19 protein-coding genes and 1 rRNA gene are annotated in these 25,856 nt (G+C 40.7%); 4 read left to right on the plus strand and 16 right to left on the minus strand.

Going from position 1 to position 25,856, the window contains the following annotated elements:
- Window positions 1-31: 31 nt before the first annotated feature.
- The 5 genes from I6N90_RS24385 to I6N90_RS24405 form a co-directional block, all read right to left on the minus strand.
- Window positions 32-1,516 (minus strand): alpha/beta hydrolase family protein, encoded by a 1,485-nt coding sequence (locus I6N90_RS24385; protein WP_197938523.1) that lies wholly within the window; start codon window positions 1,514-1,516, stop codon window positions 32-34.
- 121 nt (window positions 1,517-1,637) lie between these two features.
- A complete protein-coding gene (locus tag I6N90_RS24390; RefSeq protein ID WP_197938524.1) occupies window positions 1,638-2,459 on the minus strand; it encodes an SDR family NAD(P)-dependent oxidoreductase in 822 nt (273 codons plus the stop codon).
- A 52-nt stretch (window positions 2,460-2,511) separates the two neighbouring features.
- Window positions 2,512-3,483: a hypothetical protein gene (locus tag I6N90_RS24395; protein WP_197938526.1), complete on the minus strand. Its 972-nt coding sequence runs from the start codon at window positions 3,481-3,483 to the stop codon at window positions 2,512-2,514.
- Window positions 3,484-3,659: 176 nt separating this feature from the next.
- Window positions 3,660-4,403 (minus strand): ABC transporter permease, encoded by a 744-nt coding sequence (locus I6N90_RS24400; RefSeq protein ID WP_197938528.1) that lies wholly within the window; start codon window positions 4,401-4,403, stop codon window positions 3,660-3,662.
- A 37-nt stretch (window positions 4,404-4,440) separates the two neighbouring features.
- Window positions 4,441-5,328 (minus strand): ABC transporter ATP-binding protein, encoded by an 888-nt coding sequence (locus tag I6N90_RS24405; RefSeq protein ID WP_197938530.1) that lies wholly within the window; start codon window positions 5,326-5,328, stop codon window positions 4,441-4,443.
- Between the two features lie 313 nt (window positions 5,329-5,641).
- Here I6N90_RS24405 and I6N90_RS24410 point away from each other — a divergent pair, with 313 nt between their 5' ends.
- Complete coding sequence (locus tag I6N90_RS24410) at window positions 5,642-6,889, plus strand: hypothetical protein (RefSeq protein ID WP_197938532.1); 1,248 nt, start codon at window positions 5,642-5,644, stop codon at window positions 6,887-6,889.
- A gap of 142 nt (window positions 6,890-7,031) precedes the next feature.
- On the opposite strand, the gene I6N90_RS24415 is transcribed toward I6N90_RS24410, so the two are convergent.
- The 8 genes from I6N90_RS24415 to I6N90_RS24450 form a co-directional block, all read right to left on the minus strand.
- The gene (locus I6N90_RS24415) at window positions 7,032-7,637 is read right to left on the minus strand and encodes a response regulator transcription factor (RefSeq protein ID WP_197938533.1); all 606 of its coding nucleotides are present in this window, start codon (window positions 7,635-7,637) and stop codon (window positions 7,032-7,034) included.
- On the minus strand, window positions 7,638-8,813 hold the full coding sequence (locus tag I6N90_RS24420) for a sensor histidine kinase (RefSeq protein WP_197938534.1): 1,176 nt from the start codon (window positions 8,811-8,813) through the stop codon (window positions 7,638-7,640).
- Window positions 8,814-9,386: an ATP-binding cassette domain-containing protein gene (locus I6N90_RS24425; RefSeq protein ID WP_442950987.1), complete on the minus strand. Its 573-nt coding sequence runs from the start codon at window positions 9,384-9,386 to the stop codon at window positions 8,814-8,816.
- Between the two features lie 201 nt (window positions 9,387-9,587).
- Complete coding sequence (locus I6N90_RS24430) at window positions 9,588-10,439, minus strand: nucleotidyltransferase domain-containing protein (RefSeq protein WP_197938535.1); 852 nt, start codon at window positions 10,437-10,439, stop codon at window positions 9,588-9,590.
- A gap of 83 nt (window positions 10,440-10,522) precedes the next feature.
- Window positions 10,523-11,665, minus strand: coding sequence for a response regulator (locus I6N90_RS24435; RefSeq protein ID WP_197938536.1), 1,143 nt, complete (start codon window positions 11,663-11,665; stop codon window positions 10,523-10,525).
- Window positions 11,646-13,475: a sensor histidine kinase gene (locus I6N90_RS24440; protein WP_197938537.1), complete on the minus strand. Its 1,830-nt coding sequence runs from the start codon at window positions 13,473-13,475 to the stop codon at window positions 11,646-11,648. Before I6N90_RS24440 ends, I6N90_RS24435 begins: the two co-directional genes overlap by 20 nt.
- A 284-nt stretch (window positions 13,476-13,759) precedes the next feature.
- Window positions 13,760-14,542, minus strand: a complete 783-nt coding sequence (locus tag I6N90_RS24445; protein WP_197938538.1) for an alpha/beta fold hydrolase — start codon at window positions 14,540-14,542, stop codon at window positions 13,760-13,762.
- Window positions 14,543-14,675: 133 nt separating this feature from the next.
- Window positions 14,676-15,491, minus strand: coding sequence for an MBL fold metallo-hydrolase (locus I6N90_RS24450; RefSeq protein WP_197938539.1), 816 nt, complete (start codon window positions 15,489-15,491; stop codon window positions 14,676-14,678).
- Between the two features lie 86 nt (window positions 15,492-15,577).
- Here I6N90_RS24450 and I6N90_RS24455 point away from each other — a divergent pair, with 86 nt between their 5' ends.
- Together I6N90_RS24455 and I6N90_RS24460 are read left to right on the plus strand one after the other, a co-directional pair.
- Complete coding sequence (locus I6N90_RS24455; RefSeq protein WP_197938541.1) at window positions 15,578-16,729, plus strand: winged helix-turn-helix domain-containing protein; 1,152 nt, start codon at window positions 15,578-15,580, stop codon at window positions 16,727-16,729.
- 61 nt (window positions 16,730-16,790) lie between these two features.
- Complete coding sequence (locus I6N90_RS24460; protein ID WP_197938543.1) at window positions 16,791-18,068, plus strand: MFS transporter; 1,278 nt, start codon at window positions 16,791-16,793, stop codon at window positions 18,066-18,068.
- 481 nt (window positions 18,069-18,549) lie between these two features.
- Here I6N90_RS24460 and I6N90_RS24465 read toward each other — a convergent pair whose 3' ends face one another.
- Window positions 18,550-19,935, minus strand: a complete 1,386-nt coding sequence (locus tag I6N90_RS24465; protein WP_197938544.1) for a DUF5808 domain-containing protein — start codon at window positions 19,933-19,935, stop codon at window positions 18,550-18,552.
- Window positions 19,936-19,959: 24 nt separating this feature from the next.
- A complete protein-coding gene (locus I6N90_RS24470) occupies window positions 19,960-20,349 on the minus strand; it encodes a GntR family transcriptional regulator (RefSeq protein ID WP_197938545.1) in 390 nt (129 codons plus the stop codon).
- Between the two features lie 235 nt (window positions 20,350-20,584).
- On the opposite strand from I6N90_RS24470, the gene I6N90_RS25185 reads away from it, so the two are divergent.
- Window positions 20,585-24,796 (plus strand): S8 family serine peptidase, encoded by a 4,212-nt coding sequence (locus I6N90_RS25185; RefSeq protein ID WP_269669557.1) that lies wholly within the window; start codon window positions 20,585-20,587, stop codon window positions 24,794-24,796.
- A 462-nt stretch (window positions 24,797-25,258) separates the two neighbouring features.
- Here I6N90_RS25185 and I6N90_RS24480 read toward each other — a convergent pair.
- A 23S ribosomal RNA gene (locus I6N90_RS24480) occupies window positions 25,259-25,856 on the minus strand; the annotation flags it as partial.

Consider the following 25,856-nt stretch of genomic DNA (forward strand, 5'->3'; position numbering starts at 1 on the left):
AGAATAACGGTTAATTCTATTTATTGCATCATTATTTAGGGAATATGACTTCTGGATAGTTAGCATTAGTGCCATTGGCAAGTTCCCCGCCAGTACCTCTTAAATGTTTATTAAAGAAGTCCAGCACATATTGATTCACGATATATGCACCTCTACTTCCCTCTATCTCACCTGTAAACCCCATAAGCGAAAAGAGTGGTGAATACATTTGGAGATCTGTAAAATTGTAATGGGATGTTCCCTCCACATAAATCAGAGTACCTCCCTGCTTAACAGCATGATCAATAATTTTGTATTGCTTATTGTTGTCTTCAATAGCTTTATTAAGTTGTTCACGAGTCAAATTTATACTCTTTAACTCCTCATCTGAAACAAACACCTTACTTTTCTCGCGCATCTTATATGTATCTTCAGCTTCTATGAACATAAATGGCTTCGTAATATTATATTCAGTGTCTAGTTCAAACATTGAGCTATCCATCAATATTCCTGCCTTCAAATCAGGATTGGTATAATAGGAATGGAACGCCGTCGCCCCGCCAAAAGAATGCCCCATAATGCCTACGTTCGTCATATCCAACTTACCTGTAAATGCGCTAGGTAATAAACCAGCGTTCAGTTGATTTAATTGACCTAGTACAAAGTCTACATCATCAGCCCATATATCTAATTGCCAATTGGAATTCGCAGTACGATCCATATCCGCTTTTTTATCATTAAATTTAGTGACATGTCCATCTGGAAAAGCTGTAGCCATCGTATTATAGGTATGATCAATCGCAACTACAATATATCCATGACTGGCTAAATTCTCCGCTTGTGAGGCATGAATAACTTTGCCAGTTCCCATTCCATGGCTGAGTATAATGACTGGATATGATGCCTCGGTTGTCTTTATTTTTGCATCCTGATAAGCATTACTTTTTATATACTTCCAGTAATCCAATGTAAACGCGGGAACGTTGAGCTTCTCTGTATAAGCAGCAACGAACGTTTTAAATACATCTTTTTCATTCGGAAATACTGGCATAACCTTCATAGCTTCCGTATTTTGAGCAGGATACCATAATTGAACCATTAGCTCCCTCTGATCTTCTTTTTCGTCTGTAAAAGTTTCCTCCCTACTTGCATCCGTGAAGTGGAATTCTGTTGTTCCCACCTTGTAATGACCATCTGGTTCAGGTAGTTGGAACACTGGCAAAATCAATGCTAGAGTCGACGAAGCAAAAGTAAGTAAAATCATCAATGAATAAAAGAAAAACGTTACAGGTTTCCATACTCTAAATCGGACTTCACCTCTCCAATGCATAGCTCCTACCATTGTTATTGAAAGTACTACGATTCCATAAATAAAACCTAACTGCCATCGATATCCTTCAATAACCAAATGTAAAACCAATGCTGCGCCGCTTGCAATACATGCGAATAATCCGGTTTTTCTCATCAGCTTTTTACTAAACAATTGTGCCAATAGAAACAAACAACATACAACAAGTATGATCTCTATTAACCTCATAAAACACCATCCCTCTACTCTAGTTTCATCTATTTACAATTGATGTCTCAATTACAATGCTAGATGATCAAGGTTAAAGGGATAGTTTGTTTAGATTAAATTTTGTTTAAAAGTGGTTGACTCATATTTTCTGCCGCAACTTGCGTATGCTTCTAATCTTCTCTATCCATGCCTTATCAAGCAACCTTGGAAAAAAGCGATGAATACGCCAAGCCCATTTCACATTGTTAGGGAAAATGATGATGTCTTTATTTTTAATGACACCAGTTAATACAATTTCAGCAGCTTCAATAGCGTTCATAGCCTTTACAGGCAAGCTTGCAACAACCTTTTCATTTGTCACATTTACAACCTTCATATTTTTGTAGATGTCCGTCTGTACATGGCCTGGACAAACCGTACTCACCTTTACACCTAAATCCATACCTTCATATCGCAATGACAAAGATAGACCTACAACTGCATGCTTGCTCGCACAATATGGCGTATTTCCAGGCTGCGGCATTAACCCCGTTGCAGATGCTGTATTAATGATGTGCCCAAAACCTTGGCGAGCCATTATCTGATAGGCATACGTTGATCCGTAAACAACGCCATACAAATTAATGTCGATAACTTTATTCCATTGCTCCATACTGAGATCCCTACAATCTCCCCCGATTGCAATTCCAGCATTATTGAACATATAGTCAAGGCAACCATATTGTTCAACAGTATTTTCAATGAGCTGCTTAACTTCGTTTTCTTTAGATACATCCACACCTTTTGCACAGGATACACCACCGTTCTGAACGATGTTATCTGCTACACTTCGAGCATTATCTTCATGAATATCCGCAATGACCACTATTGAACCACGTCTAGCAAGTTCTTCACATATCGATTTGCCTATTCCAGCTCCTCCACCGGTAACAATCGCAACTTTGCCTTGAAATGGATTCATTTTTCACCCTCGCTTCATATCAGTTTGAGTAATTGAGAAACTGAATTACCAATCATTTGCCGAATTTAAGTGTTACTAATTGAAGCGAGTTCGTATTCTTATAATTATGATAGTTCCATATTCGAATACTCGAACCTCTAAACGTTACATTGTTAAACTCCATTTTTTTGTCTAATTTATTGAATAAGTAGGATTGTAACTTTTTAAAATTTTCATCATACACATTTAATTCCGTTCCATTATAAACATAGAACTTCCCACCAAAGTACTTTTTAATAGCTTTACCTTCAGCTTTTAAATAAAATGTTTCTTTTCCTTTTTTATCATAACTCACATCTTTTTTCTTAATCGTAAACAGGGACACCTTTCCCAATTCATTCATAATAATTTGATCTCTGTTAGTTGTAAGTATAAGGTCCGCAGTTATAAGTCGCTTTGGAAGAAGAGCTTTCGGATCTTTGAAAGCTATAGGCTTTAGCGTATTTTTTTCTAAATAAATGTTATATTCACCTTTTTTAGAAAGCCCGAACACTATTCCACTGTTATCGTTCGTTTTTATTCGTGAAAGAACTTTAGCATCCGTATAGCTACTGCCTTCATCATATTTTTGTATTAATTCATTAGAAACGATATTGCCATTATTCAAATTAAATACGACAACGTTTAAACCCGCCTGACTCGTATAAAAGAGATGGTCATGCGAATATTCAAACTTTACATCTGGCGATGCCGGTACCGTAAATACTTCCTTCCCTCTAACTATCCATTTATCTTTTTTTGCAACACTCATATATATAGTTTCTTTTGTAAATAAATCGGACACCGCCCAATAAACAATCGTATAATTACCTTTCTCAAAAACATTAATTTTTTCTGACCCATATATCTGATCCGGATCAAATGGAGCACCTCCATACTGATTATTAATTGTTGCTTTTTTAGTTGGTATAGGTGCTGGTTTAGCTGCTAATAAAACTGGAATACAAAGCGCTACTATAAGTAAGATAGAAATTAACTTTTTCATCACGTCTCTACCTCCGACTTCATATTAAATGGATAAAAATGTTTATAGGTTAATTCGACTACATAGATCATTTTCCTCTTTTTGGCTAATAACGGATGAGTTATACTTTAGACGACAATGATTAGAACAAATACCCCGACCTCTAACGGTCGGGGTTTTGTTTATATTCGATCTACTTAAACTGCTTCTCTACGATTAAAGATATAAACCGCTAGCACGATGAACGCCAAACCGTATGCTGCCAATGTGATTAAGTTTGACGTTCCAGGCATATGCCCAGCAACCATATTCCACGCTCCGCTTGCATAGCTGTGAGAAGGCAGCCATTGTCCAATCGACTGCATCCATGTCGGAAGGTTTTGAAGCGGCATCCATAGTCCGCCTACAATCGCAAGACCCATTTGAAGAACATTACCAATGGCAATTGATGTATTCGCGTTTTTTAGTGTTCCAAGCAATGCGCCTAGACCAAGCATAGGAATACTTCCTAACCACAACCACATTCCACAAGAAATCCATTGTACAGCTGTAAGTTCGATATCATGTGCAAGAGCTGCCGTTAGAAAAATGACGACGATTACGATCAAGTGAATAACCATTTGTGCAACAATTTTGCTACCAAGCCATACGCCTGGAGTAAGTGGTGTTAGACGAAGCAAACGTACCCAACCATCTTGGTGCTCGAACGATAAACGAATGCCGAACTGAGAAACTGCCGTTCCGATCAAGCTGAATGCTGTCATCGACATTAACGAGAATACTGCCCACGAAGTGGATTGAATCGATTTATCTGCACCGTTAAGCGTAGTGAACAAAAAGTAGAAACCAAGCGGCATTGCAATCGAAAATAGTAGAAAGAAAGGACTGCGAATAATTCGTAAACTTTCAGCTTTTGTTTGTGCCATAAACATGTTAAACATAATGATATTCCTCCTAGTGTGTATGCGAGTATGTACTTTATTTAGTCGATGTAAGACTTCTGAATGTATCTTCTAAACTTGCTGATTGGACATCGATATCTGTAACTCCCCATGGGGACTGCATTAGTTTAAATAACAACACATCGGTTTCTCTAGCATGCAGGCGAATACGTTCTCCGTTGCATTCCGCTTTTTCTACTCCCGGCAATGTAAGCCATTCTTTTTCATGAGGTGCATTCGTTGATCGGAACGATATTGTTCTAAGCGCCGTTTGCGCTTTTAATCTCTCCGGCGTTCCTTCTGCTACAACGCGTCCACTCCCAACAACCGCGATATGATCTGCAATGGCATCAGCTTCTTCTAAGTAATGTGTCGTTAGAAGAACGGTGCGTCCATCCTTTGCCAGTGCTCTGATCGTTTCCCAGAAACGGTCACGTGCTTGAATGTCCATCCCGACAGTTGGTTCATCGAGTAGCAGTAGCTCTGGATTGCCTGCTAAGCTTTGGGCAAAAGCTAATCTGCGTCGTTGGCCACCTGAGAGGGACGCTGCTTTTCGTTTCACATCTTCATGCAGGCCTGAAATGTCGAGCAGTCGCTCAAGTGACATTGGGTTCTTGTAATAACTACGGAACAATTGAAGTACGTCTTTCACGTTTAGCCCATCAGCTGCTTTCACATCTTGCATTAGTGCGCCAACCCGTTGTCTTAATTCTTTAGTTCCAGCTTGTGAACCAAGCATTCGAACTTCTCCTGATGTTGGCTTCATAAGCCCAAGCATCATAGAAATTGTTGTCGTTTTACCTGCTCCATTTGGTCCTAGCAGTGCAGATATTTTGCCTTGCTCGAAGCTTAAGTTCATATGATCAACGGCGCGGTAATCGCCAAATTGTTTTACTAGATTGATACACTCTATCGCTTTTTTCATGTGTTTCATCCTCCGCTATATGTGCTGTATTTGCTAAGTTGTTTCGTTCGCTTCTTGATGTCCTTATTGTAGCAACTGGGCGAAACATGCAATTAGTGTAGGATGTCACAAAGTCATTATGACAAATGTCAGAATCGAAGATGGAGGTTGAATATCACTTTTAAGTACGATACCATTCACCGTCTATTTGTAACTTCAAATTTTAAGTGCACCTAAGCTTAGGACAATTTATAAAATCCTAATTTTGCACATAGCCTATATTAAGAATCTAAATAGCCTCTTGCTTTACATCCGAAAAGGAAGGACAATCTATATGCTAAAGAAAGAAGAGATTGTTACTACAGTTGAGGAACTAGTAATCGCATCAATGGATTCGAATATTTTCTGGATTATTGTCAGTGGAGAAATAGTGAACGCTCCAACCATCCAATTATCCCGTGGGCAATCCCTTCGAGGTGAAAATAGGCACGCTATAATTATATTTTCCAATGGAACTGATGGTCTTCAGATATCATCAGACAATGAAATTCATAACATCCAACTTGTTGCTTCCCAGGATAAGAGGGTTCTCTTTAATGATCCAGACATAGAACATTTGGGCCGAATCGGACTTTACGGAGTGACTGCTGTTGGTCAAGTTCAGATTCTAGCGTTTAACAAAGTACGAGGCGGCCATATTGAAGTAAATGGACTTGATATCGTATCCGCGGACACTCGCAGTCAACAGATTCGACCAAAAGGATTCGGGGTTAGTGTAACTCAAGGTGCATTCACACTTTGGAATATGCAGCCCGAAGAAGACGTTATCATTAGTGCTGATTTACGCGGCATTTCGGCCGGCCGAAATGGTGCACCCATTTTAGGAAGCGCCATTTTTGTAAGTGGTGCAGGGGCTAAGGGGGGACATCTCGTAGTACAACGCCTTGAAACAAACGCTGTTTATAACGATGGAAAAATACCACCAGGAACAGCTGACCAGATCACTGGCGGGGTCTTTACGGGATACAATGCTTATGTTGACCTTGTACGTAATCGCGGTCCTGTCGTAACACACGGTGTGAACGACATGGTTCTCGATAATTGGGGCTATGTTAAACAATGGATTGCAGAGGAAAAGATTACTTCGTTCGGTCCGAGTAGTATTGGTTTCGTGAATTTTGGCATCGTCAACGATCTGAGAATCTATTCACCCATTGAGACATTCGGACAAGGAGCTCGAGGCTTTAATGTTTATGTTGGGACAATACAATATGCGGAGTTTGACCGAATTACTACTCACGGGAATGGTGCCGTGGGTGTCCAAATCAGCCAACCCGTTGGTCGTCTAATTGTTCGTCGTGGGATTGAAACGTTTGGTAGTATTGGTCAGTCGCTCGTTCAAGGCGTTATAGAAAATCTCTCGGCAATTGGGTTAAGCATCAAATCAGGTGGAGGCATAGGAGAGGTTCATATCTATGGCGGTATTAAAACATATGGACGAAATGTACCCCCTTTCGAAATGAACGGTGTCGTTCATACACTGAAAATTGAAGGTGGCTTAATAGCTGCAGGAGGAGTCTAAACGATCACAAAAATTGAAAATAACCGACCTCTCGAGGTCGGGTTCTTCCATGCCGGAGATGGCATATCAGTTAATAAATTGCCCCCATCTGAGGATTGACCTATGTTTCAGATAAAAACCTTCGCTTTCGCGAAGGCCTCCTTCAATCCAACCATCCCTTACTACGCGCCATCTCTATCGCTTCAATTCTCGTATTCGCACCCAGCTTGCTAATCGCTTCCGACATATAGTTGCGAACTGTTCCGTAGGATAGGAATAGCTGAGCTCCAATCTCTTGAAGCGTTAAGCCTTGAGCAGCTAGCCGCAATACATCTTTCTCACGAGGTGATAGTGGACATGGATCTTCCCATACAGCTAACGATAATTCCGCGTTGATCGCTCGTTTTCCTTGATAGACTCTACGAATCGCATCAGACAATTCATCGGCTCCAGTATCTTTTAGCAAATAACCATAAACGCCCGCTCCCATCGCCCGCTGAAAATAACCAGGACGTGCAAACGTCGTTAATATAATGACACGACACTCTATTCCGGCAGTATGAATAGCTTCAGCAACATCCAATCCCGTTTTTAGCGGCATTTCAATATCCAGTACTGCAATATCTGGCTTAACCTGCTGTATTAATGCGATTGCTTCTTCCCCATTCTCCGCTTGACCGACTACCTCAATATCATCCTCTAAAGATAGTAACGTTGCTAATGCCCCGCGTAATAGTTTCTGATCTTCTCCCAATATGACTGAAATCATCTATGCTGTCCCTACCTTCTCATTTCTTATGACTCTTGGAATATGTATCGTTACATCGGTTCCCTTGCCGATTGCTGAAGTTAGAGATATTCTACCATCTATCAAAATAAGTCGCTGGCGTAACCCCGCCATTCCATTGCTGCTCGTATACATACGATCCGTATCCACACCAACACCATCATCACTTACCGTTACTCGGATTTCTCCCTCTTGAATCTCCAATAAAATCTTACAGTTTTTTGCCCCGCTATGACGAACAACATTTGTTACAGTTTCGCGGAAACACATCGCCATAATCGTCTCCTGTAGCGCATTTAAAGGCAAAGCGATGTTAGCAATTACTCCCCGTTCTATACATTCGACTGGCTTCTGAGTACTAACCGATTGATAGAATAACTTTAACGACATATCGGCGGCCGAACAAAGTGAAAGCGCATGATGATATTCATCTACAAAATAGGCAAACTTCATCTCTGTCACCAATTCACGCATCTGTTTTAGCGCTGATCGTGCAGTCTCGCGTATTTCGCGAGCTTCTAGTATCGCTCTATCAGGATTACGTACGACCAGCTTCTCTACAACTTCCCCCTTTAACGCGATTAAAGATAATGTATGTCCTAAAGTATCGTGCAACTCCCGTGCTATACGCTGTCGCTCTTCCTGCTGTGCCATTCGCTCTGCCGTATCTGCTCGCATTTGTGCATTCCGTTGCTGAACTTTGATTGCGGCGCGAATAATATATGGCATTACACAAAGTCCAAATACCGGTATCAATAAGCCAATCCAGAGCTGAGGACCAGCATTGCCTATGTATGGAACTGCTATAACTGCCATCCCTATTCCAAATCCGATAGACGTAGAGAGTACGATTGGAAGTTTTTGTTTCGCAAGTGGCCCAGCTACCATGAAACCTAGAAATGCGAACATCGGATGAAACAGTGCCGCTAAGCACAGGAGCACTCCTACTTGAGTAATTAGAATATGCGGACCCCACTTGTTAATAAAATAATATTGACGAAATAGTACAGCAAATAAAGCTAGTAGAACGAAACCAAGCCACCGAAAATTAGGTGGCTGTTGAACTAAGAAATATATCGGAATTACTAGATTTGTTAGCAAAAAGTATGGTGCGACTCCTTCTGATTTCGGAAATAAACGCCATTTTTGTTGATCCATTTACACCGCTTCCCGTCGATTGAAGATATAAACAGATAGTACCATAAACAGGAGACCATATCCTGCCAATATTATGAAATTCGACATACCAGGCATATGTCCAGCAACCATATTCCATGCTCCACTCGCATAACTATGTGATGGAAGCCACTGACCAATCGATTGCATCCATGTCGGAAGGTTTTGAAGCGGCATCCATAGTCCGCCTACAATCGCAAGACCCATTTGAAGCACATTACCAATGGCAATCGATGTATTCGCGTTTTTCAGTGTTCCAAGCAGTGCACCTAGACCAAGCATTGGAATACTTCCAAGCCATAACCACATTCCGCAAGAAATCCATTGTACAGCTGTAAGTTCGATATCATGTGCAAGAGCTGCCGTTAGAAAAATGACGACGATTACGATTAAGTGAATAACCATTTGTGCAACCCCAGCTTGTGATCCGAGCATTCGAACTTCACCTGATGTTGGCTTCATAAGCCCAAGCATCATAGAAATTGTTGTCGTTTTACCTGCGCCATTCGGTCCTAGCAGTGCAGATATTTTGCCTTGTTTAAAGCTTAAGTTCATATGATCAACGGCGCGGTAATCGCCAAAGTTTTACTAGATTGATACACTCTATCGCTTTTTTCATGTGTTTCATCCTCCGCTATAGTCATTATGACAAATGTCAGAATCTAAGATAATGACTGAATAAGACCTCTACATCTCATAAAAAATACCCCGACCATAATTGGTCGGGGTTAAACTCTTTTCTATCGTAATTTCTGGTCAGTTCAGAGATACTTTGGACCGCACGAGCTGATCTGTTTCAGAAATAAGATCACGCAACATGTCTAAAGCCTTCTCCAACTCCGATTGATCTTCTGCAACTAAAGCAAATATATGATTAATTCTATTCGCATATTTTGATGGCGACAAAACAAATGAATCGACAATAGCATAAGCGCCCTTTTCGTTCATCCAGTACGTTTCATTAAGAGCAAACAAAACTTGATTCAAACAAGATACTGCTCTGAAACAACAACCAGCGATATAGGATAAATCCGTTTTATAGATACCTTTTCCCCCATTTTGGAGAGAGAATGTGGCTTCCCATAAAAACTTATTAATGATCGCTTTTTGAAACACTGGTGGGTATGGAAGTGCTCTGCCCTTCAATTTTTTAACAAGCCCTAACGGGTCCCACAATACTTTGCATAAAGCAAGCTCAGCGAAATAAATCGAATTTATAAATCCATGTGGATGCCCTGGTTGATAATCGATTGTGATCTCACCTCTCAGGGATTGATCTATTATCGCCAGTACTTTATTTTGATCGCGATACAACAAATCGACCGGTAGTTGATTAACTTTGAGCCAACCTCCGCCATTAATCCAAGGTCCCCAGCTACCGGTGTCCGTCACTATGTCTTCTCTTTGATCATCATCCAAAATTGCGGTAATACGACGAAGCCCATCTATATCCAGTCCTTTATCGGAATCATAATAGATTCCAATATCAATATCTGAGAGGGGATTTTCAGTTCCTCTTGCTCTTGAACCGCCAAGAACCAGAGCATTTACTCCATTAATTTGCTTTAGACTATCAACAACTTTTGCGATCGTGTAGTGTGCATCCATAACACTCACTCCCTGGTTACTTATTCACTATCCGAAAATAAAAAGTTTGACCTCCTCTTTCTGCAACCAATGTGACAAATAAACTATTTGCCACTTTCCGTTAATCCGCTAATAAGAGAATCATATAATAGAAGCAACTCTTTCGATGGGCGAATGCCTAGTTCTTTCTTTAAGAGCTTCACATAGTCCGTGTATTGAGCGGTCAATCCCTTTTTATCCCCATCTTGCCCCAGCTTCTTCATCAATAGCTCCACAACTGATTCATCCAGCGGATTACGAACATGCAACTTCGACAACAGTTTTGATGCGGTGCTCGTGTTGCCATACTCAAGGAGCGTCTTCACTACATTTTTGACAAAAGTAGTGTACATCTCCGCAAGTCGATCTGTTTCATGAATCGCCCATACGTATGCTTTACTCCCAAACAAATCGCCAGTATAAAGCCGCTCAATCTTTAAAGCTTCTTCCACGTTTACGCTGTTTATAATCCCCAGATTACTTACTTGGCGTTCGAACTGCTCAAAGTCTATAACTGCATCATTCAGTTCCAGTACGTATCCGTCATTCTCCGATTGAATGAATTCTCTTAGTCCGATAGGCTCAAGCGATTTACGTAGCTGGTAAACGGTTGTGTTTAAATATTTTTCTGCATTTACATTCGTCATTCCTGCGAAAATGTCTACAACGAGCCGAGAACGAGAAATTCTTCTGCCCTCGTTTAGCAACAAGTATGCAAAGAGCTCCGCGCACTTGCTAGAGATCCACTTCACACGCCCCGTCTCATTCCAGACAAAAAAGTCGCCTAAGGTCGCAACATTAACAGTGCTAGTTGCGGCAACATCCTTAAGTGACGGCTGACCTACTCTCCCGCTTTCAAGCACACGATAAATCGTCCGTTCGAGTCTTTCTTGCGTTACTGGCTTCACTAAGTAATCTAGAACAGATAATTCGAAAGCTTCCAATGCATAATCCTTATGCGAAGTGACGAATACGATCTGTGTCTTACTGTTCTCCTTGTCCAGCTTAGCAGCGAAAGTAAGTCCGCTGTCTCCCGGCATTGAGATATCTACAAATGCCAAATCGATATCCACATTTTCGTTAAGGAAGGCAGTCGCTGCATGTGTATCTACAAACTCCCCCATTACTTGCATGCTCGGATACTTTGATAACATTTTCCTCATAATTAAATGCATGACAGGTTCATCGTCAACCAATATAACTTTCAACTTTTCTCACCACCGTTCCTTCACTTTCATTTATTCCAAGACCACCAATAGAGCCCCGAAGCGTAAATAAAAATGTTGTTCCTTGACCAGTTAAGCTCTCAAAGCGGAGACTGCCTCCATGCATACGAAGAAATTCGCGTGTGAGCACTAAGCCAAATCTCATTTCGCCACCATCATCTCTGCTCGCGAATGCTGGCTCTTTAAAATACATCTCATCGTGACGAAGTAGCTGCGCCGTCTCCTCATCAATCCCGCTCCCATTGTCGCTAACGAACACTGTTACTAGATCTCCCTCAATAGAAGCCCTAATATTGATTTCCCCACCGACAGGAGTGTATTTAATCGCATTAGACAACAAGTTGCGGAAAATAAGATCGAGCATTTCTTTATCTGCCTGTACAGTCAACCTTTCGTCAATAAGCCCCTCTACTACGATATTTTTCATCCCAGCTCTTGCACTAGCTTGCAAAAGAGCCTGTTCCACAACTTGTTGCAAGTTCCACGATTGTGGGCGAAACGCTACTTCCCCATTCTGACTGCGATACCAATCTAACAAATTATCGATAAGATGGAATGTGCCACGAACTTGTCGCCTAATTTCCTGAAACACTTCTACATTCCCCAAATCGCTATCAGTTGGTTCTTCACCTAGCAGTTCCGTCAAACTAACGAGTAGCGCAATCGGATCTCGAATATCATGTGTCATAACGGTAAACAGCTTGTCCTTAAAAGCATTTAACTGGGTCAGTCGCTCCGACTTCTCACGCAGCCTCTCTTCATTCTCCTTTAGCTCCGTTACATCGCCTAACATCAACATTTTACCTATAGGGGTCGTTCCCGTATCATAAATATAAGTCAAGCTACACATATAATATCTGCGCCTATCGTCCAGTATGCGTTGGAACGAGAACCGTTCATCCTGAAATTTCGTTACTATAATTCTCGCGAGTAAATCTGGACAATCATTCATCACTTCTTTAAAGGACGCAGGAAAACTTTTTGTTTGAGCAAGCTCTGGGAAGACTTCTTCAGCAGCACGATTGTGACTTACAATCTGATTCTCGTAATCCAGCAGTACAACACCGTCACGAATTGTATCATACATTTTTGCATGGGCGAGAGGTGCTAATCGAAGCAACCTAAACCTAAAAATACCCCAAGCATATACAACTCCCGAAACTGCAAATCCAAATGTTGTAAAGTCGATCACTTTGCTAAACATATAACCAATATTGAACAACATGGGAGCAGCCGCGCCCAAAATAAGAATAACGATCTGCTTACGTACAATAGGCAATGCTCGTAAGTACATTGGGATAAATAACAAGATCCCGAGCAACAAAATAGTGTAATTGTAAACCGCATGAACCGAATACCACGGTCCTTTTATGGTGTTGTACAGTGGAATGGTAGCGTTGGGATTTAGCACATATTCCTTGTAAATAAGATGATGCCAGTCATTGGTGAGATGGAGGAAAAAAGTTACTGTAGGAATAAAGAATAGTAATGCTATTATCCTTTTTCTATACTGAGGTGCAAGACCCGTAAATTGAATGACCAGCAACAGCCAGAAAGCAGATACGAAAGGAATACCCAAATATTCAATGTGTAGCGACAACTTTACACCTATTAAGCTGCCGCTCAAAATTTCAAACACATAACCACATGCATAAAAAGATGCGGTTAGCATCATATATATCATCGTTCTTGCTACCTGTAGATGACGTTTCCTATAAGACAGAAAAGCTACAAACAACATAATTGCCGTCGCGAAGCATAGCAGTATCGACATCCATTGTCTTGTATCCACGACAGCACCTCCAAATCATACTAACTCTATCCGTTACTTCTACTGTTTAATAAAATTCTCTATACATAGTCTAAGCGCTTTGTACAGACACCTGCCATTACCTTACATTTTACAATGAGAGTACTATTATTGAAACAAAAACTATTATCGCCATTAATAATTAAGCATGCAAAAAAAAGCGTCGAATCTACCCTTACGCCAATCACGACGCAATTGATTGTTCAGACACTTTAGATAGCTCTATCTATTCTTGATAAATCCCCACCATCAGAAGAAGATAAAGATTACCCTATAAATTGTACCAACACCTTATTAAATCTATCTCTTTCCTCCCAAAATGCACCATGACCGCTATATTGAAACGGAACAAGCTGAGAGCCTTTTATTAACTTATGTGTTTCCTCCCCTCGTGCAAAAGGGACAACCTTATCATGAATGCCATGAATGATTAATGTAGGTACAATGATTTTGCCAAGATCATCGTATACATTCTCATCTCTTAGCATGGCCATAATTGAAGCAGTTGCCCAGCTTGCTGCTTGTAAGCCCATCTGTAGGAACCAGTCTGCGAAAGGACCGGTTATATGCTGAAAGAAAAAAATATTCGTTACATCTTGCAGCATTTTGGGACGATCATTAAGAGTTCCTGTAATAAACTGTTCTGCTACTTCTGCTGTAACGCCAATTGGAGATGCGGCATCTATTAATACTAACTTTGAGACCCCATGACCTTGATGCCGAGCCATATACCGTATGGAGATCATCCCGCCTGTCGAGTGACCCGCTAATGTGACATTATTTAGCTGAAGCGCACCGACTACTGCTCGAATATCATCTGCCATCCTGTCTAAATTGTAACCGGTGTATGGTTTATCGGAATTACCGAATCCTCTCCAATCAATGCCAATACAACGAAAGCCCATTGCTGGAAGTACATTAAACTGATATTCGAACTGTTTATGACTTAAAGGCCAACCATGTATAAACAAAATGGTTTTGTTCCCTTTAGGATTGATATCCTCTACAAATATGTTTACGCCTGGTTCGACAGTAATATAGTATCCCATGTTCATTCCCCCGTTTTACTAAAGCAGTAGTAACTACAGGATACTCACCCAGAGGAAATTAGGTGAAAAAAAGCGATAGTTCTATTAGAAGAGTTAACATTAACTCTACTCACAGTACTATCGCTTACCTTTTTTATAAGAATTCACTTCTAATGATCCGTATATTTTCTTTGTGACAATACTCCGTAAAAGGAGATAAAAAAGCATGTTCCGTATAGAGTGCTTCGAGCACGGCATCACCATTAGAACGAACAGCTTCGATCAGTCGGTTTAAATAATCCGTTGCCATGTCTAGTCGCCTGTTCATCTCTAATGAATCGTCAGTTGCTTGTCCATGACCTGGTATGAGTAAGTTAATGGAGTGATCAGCGAAAATCCCCTCTGTCTTCTCCAAAGTTTGTATATAAGCCCTCGCACTGTCATATATAAAAGGCAGCTCAAAATTCGATAAATAATCACCTGCAATCATTATGCCAAACGGTTCAACTACAGTTATTAACCCATCTGCTGTATGCCCCGGCGCCAAATAAAAAGTTATACTCGTGTCACCTACCCGTAGCTGCTGACCGTCCTCATGAATGACGATATCCAATCTCGGAAATTCAATCGGATAATTTCTATGTATATAATTTTTGGCATCGAACTCTCGAATCATTTCAAGCTTCTGCTCTTTCTCTGAATGATGATGCAGTCCCGAACTGCCAATTACTTTTGCATCCGGAAATGCTCGATAGCCGATAATATGGTCAAAATCTCCATGCGTAAATAGTAGATATGTATCCCGTTCCGCTTTTATCGCATTAACATATTGTTTGATCGCCTCTACCTCACCCGAAAGCCAGTTAGGATCTACAATAAGTAAGATATCATTCGTTTGAATGACCGTCGATGTCGTTTGAAATAGTTCACTTTGGAACACGGTTACGTGTTCATTCTGATAATGGATCATCTTTATTCATCCTTTCAAAGTTACCTTAATAGGCCCAAGTATATATGTTATTCTAATATTAACTAGAGACGGAAGGAAGAAGGACGATGTTGGAGCTATTATTTAATACTACTAATTATACCGTTACCCATGGCTCGGATCGTCAGGAGTTATTAGCTAAAGAATTTGCATTGCTGCAATTTTTATTCGAAAATCGTAATCGAACCTTCACAAGGGGACAACTACTTGATCATGTATGGCCGCTTGAATATCCTGTGGACCGTACCGTTGATGACCATATCTATAGACTACGGAAAAAGCTGAAGCATTGGGAGTCTATTGAAATCCATACCATACGGGGATATGGGTATAGTCTTACTATCCAAGAACCAAAACAATTTAAAAATCCTTCAATGAATGATAACGACATGAAGGAAACTATCGTAAACCTATTCAAAAAGTATCACCGATTTGGTCAAGGTAAATCAATGATCGCATTAGCTACTCAGCAAGATGTACTCGGTTTTGAACTCAATCCTTATTACCTCATGTACATTCACTTCATTCAAGGAGATATTTCGTGGTTTATTCACTCAAGTGATATTCCAATGCAGGAACGATTTTATTGGATGTTGATATTACATAGATTAACTACCTCCGATGCGGTACGAACACTGGATTTCTGTGAAAGAGCATTAAAAACAAATCTGCTTTCGTCCGAGCAACACCGAGAGATGACTGTCCTTAATATTATGGAAGTATATGCAGATGCGGGAAGAGAAATTGATGCAATTAAACAATTTAAACATACAAGGAAAACCGTTAACGAACAACAATTAGTAGGCTTTATCATACCTATAGAAATTATGGAAGTATACGTACTTCTATTGGCTGGTCAATTTTCAGAGGTAGAAAAGCGTTTAGTCGGACTAGAAGAAATGCTTCAGTCTTCTCCTTATTTGCGAGAAGTTGGACGTTATCAGATCGTTAAAGGACTATGGCTGCTGTCTTGTGGGAAGAGAGAAGATGCTATCATTTTACTGGATGAAGGGATAGAAGTATTAAAAATGTCCTTACACACCCCTCAACTGGTAATCTCCATACAACAGATTATTGTTTATGTGGAACAACATGTGCAAGACGCTGTTCTTCTTAATAAGTTTAAAACGATGTTTGAGTCTTTGGACAAACAATACAGGCTAACAACACATAAAAAAGAGCTTGAGCACCTTATAGAAAGCACATTGCTATCCGTCTGATATTCCTCTGACATTGTACCGATATGATTATTCCATCTACACAAAGACGGAGGAATAATCAATGGAAACAAAAACTCGCTTTGCACTACTTTCGAACCGTAAGTTCAGACTCATCTTCTCCTCCTATTCTCTCGCAACATTTGGAGATTGGTTTGATATGTTAGCCATTCAAGTGTTAGTCGCTTATCGTTGGGGAGCAGATCCTCTAATGATTGCCTTAATACCAGTCGTCATGGCTTTGCCAGGACTATTGCTCGGATCTGTTGCAGGTACAATAGTGGATCGCGTTCAGAAGGCACGTATCATGATGATCTGTGATGTAGGTACAGCAGCATTAACATTATGCGTGTTAATGGTATCTCATATGGCTTGGCTGTTGCCACTGCTTGCTCTTCGTTCAGCTATGAGTGTCTTTCATGTTCCGGCTCAGCAAGCTCTAACCAAACAAGTAGTTCCATCACATTTACTGCTCCAAGCAACATCGCTTAACGGTCTTGTGAACCAATCCTCTAAAGTTGCAGGTCCGCTGCTTGGTGCATTTGCTTTAGTAATAATGTCCCCGCAGCTGTGCATCATTGTAAATGCCATTACGAGATTAATATCAGCTATGCTACTTTGGCCGTTACGTTCCATGAGAGAAGAGAACGTTGATGATGAGGGTGAACAGGAGAACCTACATCGTTCCTTTTGGGAGGAGTGGAGAGACGGCTGGCGATTTATGTTACATGCCAAAAGAGTACTTCACACGTTGGTATACGGTTCCTTTGGTCTGCTCTCTATCTTAATGATCGACTATCAATTTTCGACTGTATTACGAGATATCAATCCTTCCAATGAGTCATTACTTGGTTGGTTTGTATCTGCGATTGGTGTAGGAGCAGTAATCGTCATCTTATTTTTGAACCGACTTACTACTATAAATAGCGGTTGGGGATTTGGTGGAGGATATATTTTTATTGGTGTAGGCATCTTACTACTGGGTAGCTCTAAACCTGGCATCGAACTCAGCTTATTGCTTTGTTTTGGTTTTTTGATCGGAGTTGGGAACGGTCTCTACATGGTCACACATAACTATACACTGCAACAAGATACTCCTTCCCACATGACTGGACGAATATTCGGCATACAAAATACGATTGTTAGCTTTATTATGCTTGTTGCACCGCTTACAGGTGGACTACTCATCCGTTCTGTTGGCGCAGGTCAATCCTTTGTCATCATCGGAATAATAACTTCCGTCCTCGGATTGTTAGGACTTTTATTAAGTCGTTTGTTATGGCCTATTCGAGAACAGAAAGTAGCTGATGTAATAGGGATAAATGAGCGAAGCAGTTATTAGACTTCTGTGCAGGGAATGTGGATACTAACCCAACAAGTATATAGAAATAGCCGATTGTTATGCACATATTCACCTAAAGAGTGTTACTACTAACATCAAACCCTCTATGAACGTTTATATCCACAGGTGGATAACTTTACAACCTTTGAATTCGACTTTTAAATGTTTATTATTCAAAACAGCTATTGGGCTTACTATTTTCCATCATCCAGCAATATGCATGCACGGAACTTCGTTCTGAACAATGTTAGAAACCTGAACAATTTTTGCAGATTTCCTCCTAATCTCTCTATAGTCAATAAGCCTTATGCTATAAAAAGATTAGGAGAAATCCATATCCCAACGCTAGTCATCATATCTGATCAAGAACATCCGTACAACGTATGGATTGCCGAAGTTTTGTGCCATAACTTACCGTTATCATCGAAAATAATGATGCAAAGCTGCAGCCACCTCCCATTTGTTGAGGAGCCGCTAGCATTCAATCAGCTTGTACTTGATTTTTTAGATGCTCGAACAACTGTTTTGTGAAAAGCGGGTTCTTTTCATTATAGAAAATGTAACTATCCTTTAGTTTGATACGAATATATGGAGGGTTGTTTTTGAAAATATACAACCTTGAATTGCCTAACTCTTTCAAACGAAACTGCCCTCGGGAATATTTCGCCATAGCTTCCCCATTCGTCTTTCTCCCTTCCGGTACCTCATCAACAAGCGTTAATTGCTCGATGTCAGCAATATGAAAGTCGAACGAGTACATCGGATAATTAATTACCACTTTGTGATCCGCTGTGACTGTTAAGACTGGCGAAGTCATATCTGAACGGAGCAGCATAAACGAAACGCCGACAATAACGGCAACAGCTACACCGAACACTCCTCCTACAAATATTTTTCCGAATAAAGTTGCTGTATTTATCGTTTCACCTATACCAATTCGCTTCGTTACAAATAAACTTTTATCATTTGGATTATGGTAAGTGAAGCCATTAGCCCAATATTCATCATCATCTGAATAAATAACTTTACCATCCTGCTCTAATACTTCTTTCTCTAACGCATTAATTTTGCGATAAACAGCAACAATTATACCGACAGGTATAACAGCAAACAATGATATAATCGCAATCCATACACCATCCATGCTCGCATTTTCATTGTTTAATAATAAGTAAATAAGTAGGAAATGAATATTCTCAACGATAGCAATAATTAACCACATGTACGAAATGGATCTCCGCCTCGCTTGGTTTAAACTAACATTCACTTCACTGTTCATACTATATACTTTAGCTTTTGTTCTCCGCATAAAGAGCGAGATAAAGAAAAATAAAATAGTCAGCACAAGACCACCAGATATAAGTCCTAGCAACTCAATCTCTTTACCTCTAACGTACAGTACATTTCCAATTCCCATCGCAAGTGGAATTATAAATAACCATAACGGTGCTGAGCGCTGATTTTTTAACCGTGCAACACGTAAATCACTTTGAATAACACTCTTTTTTCCGACAAACCATTCATTTTCACGTTTTAAATGAAGTGTTTCGCGAAATGCCTTGCGGAATGGAATAACCATTACGATAAAAAATACGAACATCCATAATAGGAAATATATAACCTGATAAGGTGTTAAATAGTGAAGGAGTATCAGTGGTATGAGACTAACGACCAACCACACGCTTATACTTGTAAATTGTTTATTAAATTGATCCTGAATCTTCAGAATCTGTGGATGAACGATCACATCATCTGGCAAGGTTACAGCAAACAACATGCCATTTTTATATTTAGCTTGCGGCTTATAAGTAAACACCATTGTCATAAAACTAATGAGGGCTACGATTAAAACAATCACTGTTAGCATAAGAATCACCTTTTTTCATAAAAGTTAGGTTTGCTGATAGGTCATTGTGGCGAAAATTCTCGAACATAACGTATGAAAACGAGATTCATCCATTCCTTGTATTGTGGCCTCTGCAATAATCAATTGCATTTGCTTCTCTAACTGCCGGGATAGGGCAGTACTTTCACTACCAAACGCGCGCGTACCAACTTTAGCCCCGTGCCGTCTATCAATTACGATGTAACCTTCTTGCTTCAAAAGTGAATAAGCTTTGTTGACAGTCATCATATTGATGCCCAAATCTTCAGCTAGTTGCCGAACGGTTGGGAGCTTTTCTTGTGATGCTAACTCACCAGTTGCGATACCGATAATAATCTGATTACGTAGCTGTTCATATAATGGTGTTTCGCTATCTAGTTGCAATGAGATAACCATAATACCTCTCCTTCTAAGGAAAACTTCACTTTTATCTAAGTATTATTTATTATAATACAAATAATACTTAGCTAGCGCAACTCTATATATTTCTTTATAGCGCTACTAATTCAAGCTGTTCCAATTCAGCATCTATTCGGTATATGAGCAATTTAGCTCTGCAAAGCTTGGGCTATTTTAATCATATTTTTTTCTTTCATTCCCTAGTAAACTCATTGTATTTATAAGTGATTAGATGGTAGAATATAGACGTTTTCAACTCTTTTATACAAAACTATCAAATGAAATGAGGGAAATTTATTTGAAAATTACTCGCATCTCCAAAACAATGGTGCTTTCACTGACAGCAGCGTTAGCGGTTAGCCTATGGCAACCGGCTGCTTCAGCAGCAGTGACTGTAACAAATGCACCGCCGCCACCCCTTTTTGAATTCAAAAAATCAATTGGACAGGCTGAACACAAACTAAACTCCTCTATTATTTCACCTTCTATTGACACCTCTTCTAGTAAAATCATTCATGTTCTTGTACAACTAACCGGTGAGCCGCTTGTAGTAGGTCAGTATGCAGCTAGTCAAGGTTTATACGCCGCTGACGAGATTGCCTCACAAAAAAGTTTATATGCTAATCAGCAGTCAGTGCTTGGTGAAGCCCTCAAACGAAATATTCAATTAGAAGTAAAGCGTTGGTTCAACACGGTACTTAACGGTGCAGAAATTGCAATTCCGGCTAATCAAATACCTCAATTAGCTAAAGTTCCAGGAGTCACTGCCATCGTTGAAAATCGCAACTATTACTTAGCCCCAGAGCCAGTAGCTGATAACAACAACACACCTATTTATGACAGCGCTCCATTAGATTTAATTGGTGCTCCCGACGCATGGGCACAAGGTCTTACAGGCAAAGGACTAAAAATCGGTGTGCTAGATACTGGAGTCGACTATATTCATCCTGACCTAAAGAATGCTTATAAAGGCGGTTATGATTCAATATCTAATGATGACGATCCCTACGAAGACTTCCCTATTCCAAATATAGCATTTGTAGGTACTGACCACGGTACGCATGTTGCAGGTACAATAGTCGGACGATCACAAAATAAGACTTCAGAAATTGTACAAAAAGGTGTTGCCTATGAATCCGATCTTTATGCCTATAAAGTGCTAGGACGGGACGAACTGAATAGAGTAACAGGCAACTCCGCACAAATCCTTGAGGGTATCGAACGAGCGGTCAAAGATGGGATGGATGTTTTGAACTTATCGCTTGGTTCCGCCTTAAATAAGAACCCTCATTCGTTAGAAGCAATTGCAATAAACAATGCGGTTCTAGGTGGTACGGTTGTTGTTGTCTCAAGCGGCAATGCCGCCGATGAACCTGGTGAGCCTTACTACTACTCAATCGGGACGCCTAGCAATGCGCAGCTAGCCATTACGGTAGGTGCTACTTCTGTAGCTACAAGCGTCTACCAAGCAAGCGCTAATGTATCGCTCCCTAACTTGGGTCCATACCCATTTTTAATCGAAGGTTTCGGGACTGGAAAAGACGATTTTCAAACTATCTTCGGAACAGCTGCACACGAGGTCGTTTATGCAGGTTTAGGACGTGAATCTGATTATGAAGGTTTAAACGTGGAAGGAAAAATCGTCATTGTATCTAGAGGGATACTTCCATTTGTACAAAAAGAACAGTACGCTCGTTTGAATAAAGCAAAAGCAATCATCATTTTCAACGGAAATGCAAAAAAGGAAAACAATATTGATGTACCCGACTTGTCTGAAACCATCGCTGGTCGAGACGATCACTTCAATGTCTACCTTGGAGATTCTATTGGCGGAATTCCTATATTAGATATGCGTGGAGACGAAGGCCGCAAGCTGATTAGGGAAATAACTGCTCAGCCAAATCAACCTTTCACCTTAACGTTCGCAACCGAATATGCCGTTGCAAAACATTATACCGAGGATATGGGGACGTTCAGCTCCAGAGGTCCTACTATGGACGGACGTTATTTAATTAAACCGGATGTAACTGCACCAGGTGTTGCGATTATGTCAAGTATATCCGGCTTTAATCAAACAGAAGCTTACGCTACTGCATATGGTCGAAAAAATGGTACGAGTATGGCTGCACCTCATGTAAGCGGCTTGGCACTATTGCTGCAACAGAAGTATCCAGATTGGTCCCCCTTTGATATTAGAGCAGCATTAGCAAATACAGCGGTAGATATCTACAATGCAAACGGTACGCTTTACGATGTTTATTCGCAAGGATCTGGCCGCACAAATATAACTAATGCACTTAAAACGCCTGCCTTGCTGCAAACAGTAGAAAACATTGTCATACAAGATATTGAATTAAATGATCGTACCATTAATTATTTTGGCAGCAATTTCAGCTTTGGTCTGATGGCACCAGGAGATACTGCTAAGAGCGTTGCACTACAATTAAAAAACATTTCTGACTATGAAGTTACCTATTCAGCAAAAATTAACCTGCAAGCTAACGTGACATCAGACCCGCTTAATCCAATTGAAACTCCTGATGTTTCTCAAATAGAAGTTGCTTTATCAGGACTTGATGCTAATCGGAAATTGACAGCTTCCGCCAAGTCTGCTCATTCTTTCACACTTGAACTGGCACCGAAGGCAACTGCACAACCAGGAGTATACGAGGGAGAAGTGTTACTTGAAAGCCCAGGACATCCAACACTTCAACTGCCATTTGTCGTACATGTAGGCACAGAAGCTCCCGCGTCCGATTTCATATTACAAGACTCAAAAATAGCACCAAATAAAATTACACCCAACGGTGATGGTGTAAATGATACTGGGACGTTGACCGTAACATATAATAAGCCCATACCAGTGGAGAAACAGGCTACAGGGCTCGCATTTTTGGTTTATGATCGAAATGATAAATATTTAGGTGTACTTGGAGGCTATGAAAATAGTAACCAACTTCCATTAGACACAGACACTTTTGAAATCAGAGGACTATTGAACGGCCAGTATTTCGTAGTAAATGAGTCAGGTGAAAGTGTTAAGAAAACATTGGCTGAAGGAACCTATAGTGTCGAGACAGTAGCTTACAACATAACTCAAGCTACAGGTCAGCTCAACAAGGTTGCTTATTCTTATGCGTCTTTCCATGTTAGTTATCCTGTAGTAACACCTACAAATCCTACTGGACCATCAGTGTCTGTACCATCAGCGCCTGCACCTTCGCCACAACCAACTGGAGATACACCTGCTCTTAAGGCAGTTGTTGATCAAGGTCAAGCACAAAAACCTATTAAAACAGAAGCACAAACAAACGGTAATACTGTAAAAGTCACCGTGAACACAAATGATTTGAAATCGATTATACTACCAAATTCATCGGTAGCTGTAATTGTAAGCTCATCACCTGGCGAAGGGCAGCAGTCTAAGCTGGAATTATCAGAAGAACAAGTTGAGGCACTTGCAACGGCAGCATCAGGTTCCTCTATTATTTTCAACACGGGGGAAGCTTCCATTTCTCTACCGACTGAATTGTTGAAAAATGCACCAAAGGGAGCAGCGTTACATGTTATCATTGGAGCTGCAGCAACTAAGAGCGCTTTGTTTGACAACCAAGACCCATCATCCAAACTACATGGCGTGCCTGTTCAGTTCGAGGCTATATATATAACTGAATCGGGAGAACAGCCAGTAAAAACGGATGGAACATTGATTAAACGCGCATTTACAGTCAAATCTACAGAGGATCTTTCATCAGCAGGGGTACTATTCCATACAAATGGTAAGGTAGCAGCCGCTCCTTCCAAGTTCGTACGTGTGGATGATCTTACATGGACTGTCATCGTCAGCAGACCTGGATTCTCTGAATATACGGCCATAACAAGAACCGTTAATTTCACTGACTTGTCTCACTCTTGGGCAAGTAATGAAATAGAGAAACTAGCAAACAAATTTTTATTAAACGGCACAACAGCAACTACCTTCTCGCCAAAGCAGTCCATTACTCGTGCCGAGTTTACAGCAATATTGGTGAGAGCGTTAGGTCTCAGCGGATCAGGTGAGACGTCATTTACAGATGTAAATTCAACAGACTGGTTTGCAGCAGATGTCTCCGCTGCCTTTGAAGCTGGTCTAATTAAAGGAACTGGTAATGGCCTATTCCAGCCTCATGCAAAGATTAGTCGTCAAGACTTTGCAATTATGCTGGACAAAGCAACGCAATTGCTCCGAATCACAACTAAAACATTGCCTGGGAATGAACCATACAAGGATCATGAATTGATTTCTGACTATGCAAAAGATAGTGTGGAACGTCTATCTGGACTTGGTTTAATACAAGGTTCCGACGCTAAAGGAGCCAAAATATTCAATCCACTACTCCCAACAACAAGAGAAGCAACAGCCAAAGTTATTCATAGGCTGCTACAGCTTGGTGGCTTAATCTAATCTTTTGAGTTAATTTCCAATAAAAAGGGCGAGTACCATTCGATTCCGAATGAGTATTCTCCCTTTTTTATTTATTCTTATTTTTACTCACCATATTTAATCAATTCATAACGAAACTGAAGATAATAATGTGGTTGAAGACACTATCCAAAGTACCATTGCAAACAAAGTGCAGTACACTATCACCCTGACTTACTCAGTTTCACGAAGTCTAATATTTTGTATAGACTGCTGCTATAGTTAAATTAAGCACTGTTCATTAGAGGACAGCTTTATTCTTTGAAGTAAACGATCCTTATCTATCTTCTCTTGAAAAACAAAAAAACCTCGTTCTGCAAGCTGGTTCGCTTACTTCAACTAGGTTTCTTGGGCTTGTTTGCGCCCTGAAAACTGGATACGAAAGATCTTGCTTGAATTGCTTTAGCTGTTTGCTTATAAGTTGTATGACCTATATAAGCGTATTAGGATAAGCCCTCGACCGATTAGTATTCGTCAGCTCCGTACATTACTGCACTTCCACCCCGAACCTATCAACCTCGTCGTCTTCAAGGGGTCTTACATACTGGGAAATCTCATCTTGAGGGGGGCTTCACGCTTAGATGCTTTCAGCGCTTATCCCGTCCGTACTTGGCTACCCAGCGGTGCTCCTGGCGGAACAACTGGTACACCAGCGGTACGTCCATCCCGGTCCTCTCGTACTAAGGACAGCTCCTCTCAAATTTCCTACGCCCGCGACAGATAGGGACCGAACTGTCTCACGACGTTCTGAACCCAGCTCGCGTACCGCTTTAATGGGCGAACAGCCCAACCCTTGGGACCTACTTCAGCCCCAGGATGCGATGAGCCGACATCGAGGTGCCAAACCTCCCCGTCGATGTGGACTCTTGGGGGAGATAAGCCTGTTATCCCCAGGGTAGCTTTTATCCGTTGAGCGATGGCCCTTCCATTCGGTACCACCGGATCACTAAGCCCGACTTTCGTCCCTGCTCGACTTGTAGGTCTCGCAGTCAAGCTCCCTTATGCCTTTGCACTCTTCGAATGATTTCCAACCATTCTGAGG

It is taken from the genome of Paenibacillus sp. GSMTC-2017 (assembly GCF_016019935.1).
Lineage (GTDB): Bacteria > Bacillota > Bacilli > Paenibacillales > Paenibacillaceae > Pristimantibacillus.